A 13,433-nucleotide genomic window follows, 5' to 3' on the forward strand; every position below is an offset into this window, starting at 1 on the left:
AATCTAAACTTCAAATTACAAATAAAAATTAAATAATTTTTAGAGTTCTAAAAATACTGTTTAACTTTTCCCCAAACACCTTTAGGTTTAATCATAAATTCTTCCTCGAGCTCTTCAAGGGTTTTGTCAGCAGTGTTAATTTTGTTGAACATTTTTGCTCTAATAAGATAAATTGAAGGGACCACAAGTACTAAAATTGGTAATAATACAACAAATGTACCCTCATCAATATTCCCAGCTTCTGCATTCCAGCTATTAACCCCTTGAAAAGCAAACATTACTATAGGTACCAGAATTGCATGATACCACCAATGTCTGCAAGTAAAAAACCAAATTACAAGTAGAATAAGAGGAATAAGTTTACTAGTATATACCCACATGGCATATTGTGCCTCTTTCCAAGCTCCACTCTTATAAGTAAATAAAAAAGTGTCCCAAACCTCTGTGGTCGGAACACTTTCGTGTAAAGAATATAAAAGCGGGGTAGAAGCAATTATTGTAGCGATTATTGTTCCAACTACAGCACTTCTACTTAATCTTTTATTAGCCGTTTTTAATGAGCTTTCTGAGTTTCTTTTCAATTTTTGTAGTGGTTTGTCCATCTAAATCAATAATGTTTGTAGCTTGTACAGTAAATAACATTCCTCCGAAGATAGCGATTGCCAATACTAGATTTTTTTTGTTTTTCATAATTCAAGGGATTTAATTAATTACAACAAAAATAAAAGCATTGCTAAGTGCTTACAAATGTTAAATTGTTAAAGTCCAATAAATTTTGAGACATTGATTACGGTTTTACCGTAACTGTTGTGTAATCTTGTAGGAATATTAATAAAATTTTAATTAAAATTTCACTGTTTTCATGGCTATATTTTTGGTTAAATGATTTGTGCTTATGGTCAACTTTAGGGATCTTATGTTAGTATCTAAATCAGTAATAGTAATTGTTTGGCTATCTTCTGGGATTAAATCTTCAATACGCTCTGGCCATTCCATAAATAGCCAATGATTACTACTTAAATAGTCCTCTATTCCAAAATTATAGGCTTCATCTAGTGATTCAATCCTGTAAAAATCAAAATGATATACTTTATCATTAGGTAAAACATACTCATTCACTATCGAAAAGGTTGGGCTAGTAGCAACATCATTACTTTGCATTGCTCTAAGTAATGCATTAATAAATGTTGTTTTGCCAGATCCCATACTGCCATTAAAAAGCACAGTTTTAGAATCTAAGTGTTCTAACACACTTGATGCTATAGCGTCAATATCTTTTAAATGGTATGTAAACTCAATTGTTTTCACTATTCGATTATAATCTCATGGGAAGCAATGTTAATGATAAAATCTGACTTAACCAAGAAAAACATGTATTTCATCGGTTTTTTTTGCGTTTTAAAGGGTTTTCTGTCATGATTTTGAAATCTTGTTTTATTCAAAAGCAATTGATTATTAGTTATATATATTAAAAAACCATAGAATCTATTTTGGATCCATAACGACAAAAGGAATAATCATTTCCTCTAAAGAAACGCCTCCATGTTGATATGTATTTCTGTAGTAATTTACATAATGGTTAAAATTATTAGGGTATGCTAAAAACATATCGCCTTTTGCGAAAATGAAAGAACTACTCATTGTTAATGACGGTAGATGTATCGATTTTGGATTCTTAATAGCTAAAACATCTTTTTCTTGGTATGTTAAGCTTCTACCAGTTTTGTAACGTAAATTTAGACTTGTGTCTCTATCTCCAATGACTTTAGAAGGTGCTTTTACATTTATGGTGCCGTGATCAGTAGTTAAAATTAATTTAAAACCAAGTTGTTGAGATAATTGAATCATTTCTAACAATGGTGAATTCTTAAACCAACTAACAGTAAGTGAACGATAAGCCTTATCATTAGAGGCTAATTCTTTAACGACTTCCATTTCTGTTTTAGAATGCGAAAGCATATCTACAAAATTATAAACAATTACATTGAGGTCGTTATCTTTTAAAGATTTAAAGTTCTCTACGAGTTTTTTACCAGCTTTTAAATTCGTGATTTTATGATATTCATGTTTTAAATTACCTAAACCTAATCGTTTTAATTGTTCTCTTAAAAAATCACCTTCGTGCATGTTTTTTCCTCCTTCGTCAGTATCATTTTTCCAATATTGAGGAAATAAACTTTCCATATCTGCAGGCATTAATCCAGAGAAAATTGCATTTCTGGCATATTGTGTAGCTGTAGGTAAGATGCTGTAAAATGCTAATTCTGAAGCTTTTTTGTAATAATTATTTACAATTGGCTCAAAAGCTTTCCATTGATCATAGCGTAAATTGTCTATGACGATTAAAACTGTTGGCTGTTTGTCACTTAATTCTGGTACAACTTTATCTTTAAACAGTGTGTGCGACATTACAGGAGTATCTGTGTTTGGCTGAAACCAGTCTTCATAGTTTTTTTCAATAAACTTACCAAATTGCATATTAGCTTCTGTTTTTTGAGAATCTAAGATATCTGTCATTCCGGCATCTTCAATGCCTTCTAGTTGTAATTCCCAATAAATCAATTTTTGGTATAATTCCACCCATTCTTCATAAGAATTAACCATAGATAAATCCATAGCTATCTTTCTAAATTCTTGCTGATAATTAGAAGTTGTTTTTTCAGACACTAAGCGAGAATGGTCCAAATTCTTTTTCAAACTCAATAAAATTTGATTTGGATTTACGGGTTTAATCAAATAATCAGCAATTTTATTACCAATTGCCTCTTCCATTATATATTCCTCTTCACTTTTGGTAATCATTACCACAGGTAAATTAGCACGTCGTTCTTTAATTTCATTTAAAGTTTCTAGACCTGTTAACCCAGGCATATTCTCATCTAAAAAGACAATATCGAAATTAGTATCCGTAATAATTTCTAAAGCTTCAGTACCACTTTGACACTTGGTTACCGTGTATCCTTTTTGCTCTAAAAAAATAATATGTGGCTTTAATAAATCGATTTCATCGTCAACCCAGAGAATATTTATCATGTTATGGTATATTTGTTTATTAATTTTTGAATTCTATAATTTTGCCTACAAAAAATAAGCTTAAAATCTTTAACGACCCAATTTACGGATTTATTACTATTCCGAACTCGTTAATTTTCGATATAATTCAGCATAAATATTTTCAGAGATTACGTCGTATTAGTCAAATGGGATTATCATATTTGGTATATCCTGGTGCACATCACACACGTTTTCATCATGCATTAGGCTGTATGCATTTAATGCAAAAAGCTATTAATGTGCTTCGTTTTAAGGGAGTTACCATTTCTGATGACGAAGAAAATGGATTATTAGTAGCTATTCTTTTGCATGATATTGGACATGGTCCGTTTTCTCACGCTATGGAACATAGTATTGTAAATGATGTTTCTCATGAGGAGATTTCACTCCGTTTTATGGAAGAACTAAATATAGAGTTTAACGGAAGTTTAACGTTAGCCATCTCTATTTTTAAAGGAGAGTATCCTAGACAATTTATGTGCGAGCTTATTTCTAGTCAATTAGATATGGATAGAGCTGATTATCTCAAACGAGACAGTTTTTATACAGGTGTTGCGGAAGGGAATATTAATAGTGAGCGTTTAATAACAATGCTCAATGTGGTTGACGACCAATTATTAGTAGAAGAGAAAGGTATTTTGAGTGTAGAGAAGTTTTTAATTGCCAGACGATTTATGTATTGGCAAGTCTATATGCACAAAACAGGAGTTGTTGCAGAACAATTACTAATGGGTGTTTTAAAACGGGCTAAAGAATTAGTGCAACAAGGCGTAAAGCTGAATTGTAGTGATGCTCTATTTTATTTTTTGTTTTCTGAAATAAATGGTGAAAGTTTTACAAATGAAACTTTAATGGTTTTTTCAAAATTAGATGATTATGATATTGTTGCTGCATTAAAAGATTGGCAAAACCATGATGATTTTGTTTTAAGTAATCTTTGTCAAATGATTTTAGACAGAAATCTATTAAAAGTAAAGTTGAAAAACAAAGCGATAAAACCTTCAGAGTTAAAAGCACATTCAGATGCGCTAATAAAAAAGCATAATATTTCTAAGCATGAAGCTTCATATTTTGTGTTTCATGGAGAACTAACCAATCAGGCGTATCAGAATAAATTTCAGAAGATTAACATCTTATTTAAATCCGGAAAAGTTAAGGATATCGTTAAAGCATCAGACCAATTAAACTTAAAAGCGCTTAGTAAACCCATCACTAAATATTATATGTGCTATCCTAAAAAGAAAATGTAATCCTTTTTTTCTATTTTTGCGTAAACATCTATGACAATTAAATAATATCCTTTGAAATTTACAGCTGAACAAATTGCAGGTATATTAGACGGAACCGTTGTTGGTGACCCTAACATAGAAGTTTCTAAACTTTCTAAAATAGAAGAAGGAACTTTGGGCTCATTAACCTTTTTATCTAATTTAAAATACACACCTTATATATATACTACAGAAGCTTCTATAACTATTGTAAATGATAATTTTGAACCTGAAAAACCAATTTCAACTACACTTATAAAAGTTGAAGATGCTTATGAGGGGTTTTCAAAATTATTAGAGTATTATGATAGAATTAAAGCAAACAAATTAGGCATAGAACAACCTTGTTTTATTAATGACACCGTTAAAATTCCAGAAAACATCTATATAGGTGCATTTGCTTATATTGGTAATAATGTTGAAATTGGAGATAATGTAAAGATTTATCCAAATTCGTATGTTGGTGATAATGTGAAGTTGGGAGATAATACTATTATATTCCCTGGAGGAAAGATTTATTCTGATTGTGTCATTGGAAACAATTGTGTCATTAATTCTGGTGCTATTATTGGAGCTGATGGATTTGGTTTTGCACCAACGAAGGATGGTGGCTATTCTAAAATACCTCAAACAGGAAACGTTATTTTAGAAGATTACGTAGATATTGGTGCAGGTACTACAGTAGATAGAGCTACAATGGGTTCTACAATTATTAGGTCTGGTGTAAAATTAGATAATCAAATACAAATTGCTCACAATGTAGAAATTGGAAAGAATACCGTAATTGCTGCACAGACAGGAGTTGCTGGTTCTACTAAAATTGGCGAACATTGCCAAATAGGAGGACAAGTTGGAATTGCTGGGCATTTAGTAATTGGAAATAATGTGAAAGTACAAGCGCAATCTGGTATTGGTAGAAATGTAAAAGACGATGAAGTTTTACAAGGCTCACCATCTTTTGGATATTCTGATTGGAATAAATCTTATGTTTATTTCAAAAACTTACCTAAGCTTGCAAAAACTATTAATGAATTAGAAAAGAAAGTAGATGGCAATAATTAAAACTGATATCAAGCAAAAAACCATTGAAAAAGAAGTAACCCTTTCAGGAGTTGGACTTCATACTGGCGCAGATGTAAAATTAGTATTTAAACCAGGTTTGGAGAATTCTGGTTTTGTATTTGTTCGTGTAGATTTAGAAGGAAGTCCTAAAATGCAAGCAGATGCTAATTTTGTTACAAGTACACAACGTGGTACATGTTTAGAAAGAAATGGTGTTACAATTCAGACTTGCGAGCATGTTTTAGCGGCATTAGTTGGTTTAGATATTGACAACGCTGTTATAGAATTAGATGCTTCAGAGCCACCAATTATGGATGGTTCTTCAAAGTTTTTTGTAGAAGCAATTGAAAAAGCAGGTATAGTAGAACAAGAAGCTTTTAGAGAAGAATATGTTGTAACACAAGTTGTATCTTATGCAGATGAAGAAACAGGAAGCGAAATAATTTTAATGCCTTCTAATTCTTATCAAATTACAACAATGGTAGATTTTGGGACTAAAGTTTTAGGAACTCAAAATGCAACATTAAATAATGTTTCAGATTTTAAATCTGAAATTTCAAATGCTAGAACGTTTAGTTTTTTACATGAAATTGAGATGCTTTTAGAGCATGGCTTAATTAAAGGTGGTGATTTAAATAATGCTATTGTTTATGTAGATAAAGAATTGTCTCCTGAAACTATGGAGAAATTGAGAGTAGCATTTAATAAAGATAACATTGCTGTAAAACCTAATGGTATTTTAGATAACCTTACGCTACATCATCCTAATGAAGCTGCACGTCACAAATTATTAGATGTCGTTGGAGATTTAGCTTTAATAGGTACGCGTATTAGAGGAAAGGTTATTGCAAATAAGCCAGGACATTTTGTAAATACTCAATTTGCTAAAAAACTGTCTAAACTTATAAAGAACGAAAGACGAAATAATGTACCACAAGTTGATTTAAATGCAGTTCCATTAATGGACGTAAATCAAATTATGGATATGTTACCACATAGACAACCATTTTTATTATTAGATAAAGTTTTTGAATTATCTGATAACCATGTGATTGGAATGAAAAATGTGACTATGAACGAAGAGTTCTTTAGGGGGCATTTTCCAGGAGCACCAGTTATGCCAGGTGTTTTAATTGTTGAAGCAATGGCACAAACAGGTGGTATTTTGGTTTTAAGTACTGTACCAGACCCAGAGAATTATTTAACATTTTTCATGAAAATGGATAATGTGAAATTCAAACAAAAAGTAGTACCAGGAGATACCTTAATCTTTAAGTGTTCATTAATTACACCTATTAGAAGAGGTATTTGTCATATGCAAGGTTATGCCTATGCTAATGGTAAATTATGTGCAGAAGCTGAATTAATGGCACAAATATCAAAAGTAAAGTAGAAATAAGTTTAGCCTCGTAACTTTCCGCATAATAATTAAAGAAGATTATAAAGCTTCAAAAGCGAACATTTTTTAACGCTTTAGAAATATAAAATATAGAAAAATGAACCAACCGTTAGCATACGTACATCCTGGAGCAAAGATTGCTAAGAATGTAGTAATAGAACCTTTTACAACAATACATAATAACGTAAAGATTGGAGAAGGCACTTGGATTGGAAGTAACGTAACAATTATGGAAGGTGCTCGCATCGGAAAAAATTGTAATATTTTTCCAGGTTCTGTAATTTCTGCAGTACCTCAAGATTTAAAATATAATGATGAAGATACAACCGTAGAAATTGGTAATAATGTTACTATTCGAGAATGTGTTACAATCAACAGAGGTACAACAGATAGAATGAAAACAATTGTAGGTGACAATTGCCTTATAATGGCTTACTGTCATATTGCTCACGATTGCATTGTGGGTAACAATTGTATCTTTTCTAATAATAGTACACTTGCAGGACATATAACTGTTGGTGATTATGTTATTTTAGCAGGTATGACTGCTGTACATCAATTTTGTTCTATAGGAAATCATGCTTTTGTAACTGGTGGATCATTAGTTCGTAAAGATGTTCCTCCATACGTGAAAGCGGCAAGAGAGCCTTTATCTTATGTTGGTATTAATTCAGTAGGATTAAGAAGAAGAGGATATAGTACTGAAAAGATTAGAGAAATTCAGAATATTTACAGAATGCTCTATCAAAAAAATTACAATAATACACAAGCTTCAGATTTAATTGAAGCAGAAATGGAAGCCACTCCAGAGCGTGATGAAATTTTACAATTCATCAAAAACTCGCATCGTGGTATAATGAAAGGATATTTTAAATCGAATTAATTTCGAAAATATTCAAATCAAAAACAGCTTTAAACTTAGAATTAATAATTAAACAACAATAATGGCAAGTACTTCAGATATTAGAAACGGATTATGTATAAAGTATAATAACGACATTTATAAAATCATAGAATTTCTTCATGTAAAGCCAGGTAAAGGACCTGCTTTTGTAAGAACCAAAATGAAAAGTGTAACTACTGGTAAAGTTTTAGATAATACGTTTTCTGCAGGTCATAAGATTGAAGATATACGCGTAGAAACTCATAAGTTTCAGTATTTATATAATGATGGTGAATTTTATCATTTTATGAATGAAGCAGATTATACGCAAATTAGATTATTAGAATCTGCTTTAGATAGACCAGATTTAATGAAGGAAGGTGAGGTTGTAACAATTCAGATTAATACTGAAGATAACATGCCACTTTCAGTCGAATTACCTGCTTCGGTTGTTTTAGAAATTACAGCTACCGAGCCTGGTGTTAAGGGAAATACGGCAACAAATGCTACTAAACCAGCAACTGTAGAGTCTGGCGCAACTGTTAATGTACCATTATTTATTAACGAAGGTGATAAGATAAAGGTAGAAACGGCTAAAGGGACTTATAAAGAACGTATTAAAGAATAATTAAGTAGAAAGCAGTAACTGATGACTTACTTATTGAAGACTGAAATATGAAATTCCCAATTCCACATTCCTTAAAACAAATAGCATCCTTAATTGATTGCGAATATAAAGGTGCTGAAGATTTTGAAATTTTAGGTATTAACGAAATTCATGTTGTTGAACCAGGTGATATTGTTTTTGTTGATCATCCTAAGTATTATGATAAAGCTCTAGAATCTGCGGCAACTATTGTTTTAATCAATAAAGATGTTGAATGTCCTGTAGGGAAAGCCCTTTTAATTTCAGACGACCCATTTAGAGATTTTAATAAACTTACTGAACACTTTAAACCATTTAAGGCATCTCATAGTGCAATTGCAAGTGATGCAATAATTGGAGAAGGTACAGTAATCCAACCAAACTGTTTTGTTGGTAACAATGTAACAATCGGTAAAAATTGTGTCATTCATGCTAACGTTAGTATTTATGATGATGCTATTATTGGAGATAATGTTACCATACATGCAGGCACCGTTTTAGGAGCAAGCGCATTCTATTATAAAAATAGACCAGAGGGCTATGACCAATTAAAATCTGGTGGTCGTGTAATTATTGAAAACAATGTAGATATTGGTGCTTTATGTACAATTGATAGAGGTGTTACAGGTGACACAACTATTGGAGAAGGCTCAAAATTAGATAACCAAATTCAGATAGGACACGATACCGTAATTGGTGAAAAATGTTTAATAGCTTCACAAACCGGAATAGCAGGTTGTGTTGTTGTTGAGGATAATGTAACTATTTGGGGACAAGTTGGTGTTAAAAGTGGTATTACAATAACTAAGGGTACTGTTTTATATGCACAATCTGGTTTAGGTCATACAACAGAAGAGGGTAAAACATATTTTGGATCGCCTGCAATAGAAGCAAGAGCATTTTTTAAGGAACGTGCTTATGTGAAAATGATTCCTGAGATACTTCAGAAATTGAAAAAATTGTAATCTTACTACGATAAGTTATTAAAGATTTTTACAAGGAAATAAAATTATAAAAGAGGTCGCTTTTGCGTAATAAATCTCTTATTTTTGTGCAACAAAATTATAAAACTTAAAAACAACAATATCAAATGAGCGTTTTAGTTAATAAGAATTCTAATATTATAGTTCAAGGTTTTACAGGTAGTGAAGGTACTTTTCACGCTGGTCAAATGATTGAATATGGAACAAATGTTGTAGGTGGTGTAACTCCAGGAAAAGGAGGACAAACACATTTAGACAAGCCTGTTTTCAATACAGTTTCTGAAGCTGTTGAGAAAGTTGGAGCTGATACTACAATAATTTTTGTACCACCAGCTTTTGCTGCAGATGCAATTATGGAAGCTGCAGATGCAGGTATTAAAGTAATTATTACAATTACTGAAGGTATTCCTGTTGCAGATATGATTAAAGCTGCAGACTATATTAAAGATAAAGAATGTCGATTAATTGGCCCTAACTGTCCTGGTGTTATTACTCCTGGCGAAGCTAAAGTTGGTATTATGCCAGGTTTCGTATTCAAAAAAGGTAATGTTGGTATTGTTTCTAAGTCTGGTACTTTAACGTATGAAGCTGCTGATCAAGTTGTAAAACAAGGTTTAGGTATTACAACTGCTATTGGTATTGGAGGAGATCCAATTATCGGAACTACTACAAAAGAAGCTGTAGAGCTATTAATTAATGACCCAGAAACTGAAGCTGTTGTAATGATAGGTGAAATTGGAGGTCAGTTAGAAGCTGATGCTGCAAACTGGTATAAGGAAAGTGGAAGTAAAAAACCAGTTATTGGTTTTATTGCTGGAGAAACTGCTCCTGCTGGTCGTACAATGGGACATGCTGGTGCTATTGTAGGTGGTAGTGATGATACTGCACAAGCAAAAAAGAAGATTATGAGAGCATGTGGAATACATGTTGTTGATTCGCCTGCAGAAATTGGCAAAAAAGTAGCTGAAGTTTTAGGTTAAGCTTCTGTTAAAATATATACAAAAACTTTACGTTATAAATCCATTGGCTATATTTTTAGCTAATGGATTTTTTTTATTCAATTAATCAACTAAAATCAAAAAATGAAAATCACTAAATCAGTCTTACTGCTACTATTAGTTGCAGTGGTTTTTGGGTGTAAAACCGAAAACGATTCCAAAAAACTCGGTTATTCAACCGAAACCAATCAAGATGCTAATGGCTTTAATTATGAAACCGTAGCAAACGACCCAACTGGCTTACGCCTTTATACTTTAGACAATGGTCTTAAAGTTTATTTGGGTAAGAATGAAGAAGAGCCTAAAATTCAAACTCTTATTGCTGTGCGTGCAGGTTCTACTTATGACCCTGCAGACAATACAGGTTTAGCGCATTACTTGGAGCATATGGTTTTTAAAGGTACAGATAAATTTGGTACTCAAAATTATGAAGAAGAGTCTAAGTTAATTAAGCAAATATCTGATTTGTACGAAGAGCACAAAGCAGAGAAAGACCCAGAAAAGAAAAAAGCACTTTACAAGAAAATTGACGAGGTTTCATTAGAAGCATCTAAATTGTCTATTGCTAATGAATATGATAAAATAACAAATTCATTAGGAGCAGAGGGTACAAATGCCTTTACATCTAATGAGCAAACAGTATACGTCAACAAAATCCCTTCTAACGAAGTAGATAAATGGTTAAAAGTAGAAAGTGAGCGTTTCAGTAAATTAGTATTACGTTTATTTCATACAGAATTAGAAGCTGTTTATGAAGAATTCAATAGAGGTCAAGATAACGATGGACGTAAGCAATACTTCGCTACTTTAGAAGGTCTGTTTCCAACACATCCATACGGAACACAATCAACAATTGGTATTTCAGAGCACTTAAAAAATCCTTCAATGGAGGCTATTAATGCTTATTTTGATAAATACTATGTGCCAAATAACATGGCAGTAATCATGGTAGGTGATTTAGATTTTGATTCAACAATTAAAAAAGTAAATGATGCTTTTGGAAGTTATGAGAAAAAAGAAGTTACTCATCCTACTTTTCCAGAGTTAGAGCCAATTACAGCTCCTGTTAAAAAAGAAGTATTAGGCCCAACTGCAGAATCAATTTACATTGCTTTTAGATCAAAAGGAAAAGGATCGGACCAAGAAGTTATTCTAAACCTTGTAGATTATATGTTAGCTAATTCTCAAGCTGGTTTAATAGATTTAAATCTTAACCAAAAGCAATTAGTACAAAGAGCATCGTCTTTTACAAATTTCAATAATGATTATGGATTTCATTTACTCTATGGTTCGCCAAAAGCAGATCAAACTTTAGATGAAGTTAAAGGTTTGTTATTGACACAAGTCGATAAAATTAAGAAAGGTGAATTTGAGGATTGGTTATTAGATGCAGTTATCAATGATATGCGTTTATCTCAAATTAAAGAGTACGAGAATGGTTCTGCTACAGCTTACGCATATTTAGATGCTTTTATTGGAGAGCAAGAATGGAAAAACCGTTTAGAAATATTAGATGAAATGAAAAAAATCACAAAACAAGAAGTTGTTGATTTTGCAAATACATTTTATGGCGATAATTATGTAGAAGTACATAAACTACAAGGTGAAGACACATCAATTGTAAAAGTTGAAAATCCTGGGATTACACCTATTGAGTTAAATAGAGGTAAAGAATCTGATTTCTTAAAATCTATAAATGCAATAGTTTCTCCAGATTTAAAACCTCAGTTTATAGATTATAAAACCGCAATTAAAGAATCTAAAACAGATAATGGACTTAAGCTTTCATATATAGAAAACCCAAACAATGATATTTTTGATTTGAATATCATTTTTGATATGGGACAAGACAATGATAGAATGGTGTCTCTTGCAGCTGGTTATTTAGATTATTTAGGGACTGATAAATATACGCCAGAGCAGTTAAAACAAGAGTTTTACAAAATAGGAGTGAGCTACAATGTGTTTTCATCTAGTGATAAGACTTATGTAGGTATTTCAGGTCTTAAAGAAAATTTAGATGCTGGTTTAGCATTGTTAGAACACTTATGGAATAATGCGGAAGCAAACCAAGAGTCTTACGATAAGTATGTTCAAAGTATTTTAAAAGGTAGAGAAGATGGTAAAACTCAAAAAGGAAACATTTTTTGGAATGGTTTAATGAGTTACGGACAATATGGTGAGAATTCTAGATTAAGAAATATTTATTCTGAAGCAGAATTAAAAGCAATAAGTCCAACAGAATTAGTAAATAAGGTAAAGGAAATGCGTGCATATAAGCAACGTATATTTTACTATGGTAATGCACAAGATGAAGCAAAAGCAGCTTTAAATAAGCATCATAAAATTCCTGAAACATTATTAGATTATCCTGAAAAAGTAGAGTACACTAATTTAGAAACTGGTGGAAATGTTTACTTTGTAGATTACGATATGGTACAAAGTGAGATTTTATTATTAGCTAAAGGCGAAGAATTTAGTCCGGAGAAAATGGCAGCTTCTCAGTTGTTTAATACATATTTTGGTAGAGGGTTATCTTCAATTGTTTTTCAAGAAATAAGGGAATCTAAATCTTTAGCTTATTCTGCATTCTCTAGCTATAACATGGCAAGTGAGCAAGGAAAGCCAGATTACACAATGGCTTATGTTGGTACACAAGCTAATAAATTAGAGCAAGCAGTTAGTGCAATGATGGAGTTAATGACAGATATGCCAGAAGCAGAAGATCAATTCAATCAAGCAAAAGAGGCTACTTTAAAGAAAATTGCAGCTAAGCGAATTACTAAGTCTAATATATTTTGGACGTATGAAGGGTTAAAAAAGCGTGGAATTGATAATGATAATCGTGAGGAAATTTACAATGCTATTAAAAACATGACGATGGATGACCTTAAAGCATTCTTTAATAATAACATTAAAGGTGAAAACTATAATGTTATGGTTATAGGAAACAAAAAGGACATGGATTTTGACGCTTTAAGTAAATTAGGAACGATAAAAGAAATGGATATCGATTATCTTTTTAATTATAATCAACCAGAAGAGTTAAAGCAATAAGAATAAATCTTTAAACTTAAATTAAACCTCATATTGATATAAAAATATGAGGTTTTTTTATGTCTTAGAATTTTTAATTTATA

At 31.7% G+C, this 13,433-nt stretch carries 12 protein-coding genes; 8 read left to right on the plus strand and 4 right to left on the minus strand.

Translation table 11 applies throughout. From position 1 onward, the window contains the following. Nucleotides 1-47: 47 nt before the first annotated feature. The 4 genes from Q0807_RS11090 to Q0807_RS11105 form a co-directional block, all read right to left on the minus strand. Complete coding sequence (locus Q0807_RS11090) at nucleotides 48-581, minus strand: hypothetical protein (RefSeq protein ID WP_299109782.1); 534 nt, start codon at nucleotides 579-581, stop codon at nucleotides 48-50. Beyond that, nucleotides 544-690, minus strand: coding sequence for a hypothetical protein (locus Q0807_RS11095; protein ID WP_299109785.1), 147 nt, complete (start codon nucleotides 688-690; stop codon nucleotides 544-546). Before Q0807_RS11095 ends, Q0807_RS11090 begins: the two co-directional genes overlap by 38 nt. Nucleotides 691-843: 153 nt before the next feature. Beyond that, entirely contained in the window at nucleotides 844-1,308 is a 465-nt protein-coding gene (tsaE, locus tag Q0807_RS11100) for a tRNA (adenosine(37)-N6)-threonylcarbamoyltransferase complex ATPase subunit type 1 TsaE (protein WP_299109788.1), read from the minus strand. A 177-nt stretch (nucleotides 1,309-1,485) separates the two neighbouring features. Beyond that, nucleotides 1,486-3,033: a bifunctional response regulator/alkaline phosphatase family protein gene (locus tag Q0807_RS11105; protein WP_299109791.1), complete on the minus strand. Its 1,548-nt coding sequence runs from the start codon at nucleotides 3,031-3,033 to the stop codon at nucleotides 1,486-1,488. 41 nt (nucleotides 3,034-3,074) lie between these two features. Here Q0807_RS11105 and Q0807_RS11110 point away from each other — a divergent pair, with 41 nt between their 5' ends. The 8 genes from Q0807_RS11110 to Q0807_RS11145 all read left to right on the plus strand — a co-directional run bounded on the left by Q0807_RS11110 (nucleotide 3,075) and on the right by Q0807_RS11145 (nucleotide 13,350). After that, the gene (locus Q0807_RS11110; RefSeq protein ID WP_299109794.1) at nucleotides 3,075-4,304 is read left to right on the plus strand and encodes an HD domain-containing protein; all 1,230 of its coding nucleotides are present in this window, start codon (nucleotides 3,075-3,077) and stop codon (nucleotides 4,302-4,304) included. 51 nt (nucleotides 4,305-4,355) lie between these two features. Beyond that, entirely contained in the window at nucleotides 4,356-5,384 is a 1,029-nt protein-coding gene (gene lpxD, locus Q0807_RS11115; RefSeq protein WP_299109797.1) for a UDP-3-O-(3-hydroxymyristoyl)glucosamine N-acyltransferase, read from the plus strand. Then, a complete protein-coding gene (locus Q0807_RS11120) occupies nucleotides 5,371-6,777 on the plus strand; it encodes a bifunctional UDP-3-O-[3-hydroxymyristoyl] N-acetylglucosamine deacetylase/3-hydroxyacyl-ACP dehydratase (RefSeq protein WP_299109802.1) in 1,407 nt (468 codons plus the stop codon). The genes lpxD and Q0807_RS11120 overlap by 14 nt, the downstream gene beginning before the upstream one ends. A 103-nt stretch (nucleotides 6,778-6,880) precedes the next feature. Then, entirely contained in the window at nucleotides 6,881-7,666 is a 786-nt protein-coding gene (lpxA, locus tag Q0807_RS11125) for an acyl-ACP--UDP-N-acetylglucosamine O-acyltransferase (protein ID WP_299109805.1), read from the plus strand. Between the two features lie 61 nt (nucleotides 7,667-7,727). Continuing rightward, nucleotides 7,728-8,294, plus strand: a complete 567-nt coding sequence (gene efp, locus Q0807_RS11130; protein ID WP_299109808.1) for an elongation factor P — start codon at nucleotides 7,728-7,730, stop codon at nucleotides 8,292-8,294. Nucleotides 8,295-8,341: 47 nt separating this feature from the next. Continuing rightward, nucleotides 8,342-9,277, plus strand: coding sequence for a UDP-3-O-(3-hydroxymyristoyl)glucosamine N-acyltransferase (locus tag Q0807_RS11135; protein WP_299109810.1), 936 nt, complete (start codon nucleotides 8,342-8,344; stop codon nucleotides 9,275-9,277). 125 nt (nucleotides 9,278-9,402) lie between these two features. Further along, nucleotides 9,403-10,275 (plus strand): succinate--CoA ligase subunit alpha, encoded by an 873-nt coding sequence (sucD, locus tag Q0807_RS11140; protein ID WP_173301178.1) that lies wholly within the window; start codon nucleotides 9,403-9,405, stop codon nucleotides 10,273-10,275. Nucleotides 10,276-10,377: 102 nt separating this feature from the next. Beyond that, complete coding sequence (locus Q0807_RS11145) at nucleotides 10,378-13,350, plus strand: pitrilysin family protein (protein WP_299109814.1); 2,973 nt, start codon at nucleotides 10,378-10,380, stop codon at nucleotides 13,348-13,350. The last annotated feature ends 83 nt before the right edge of the window (nucleotides 13,351-13,433 follow it).

This window comes from uncultured Winogradskyella sp., assembly GCF_947495255.1.
GTDB lineage: Bacteria > Bacteroidota > Bacteroidia > Flavobacteriales > Flavobacteriaceae > Winogradskyella.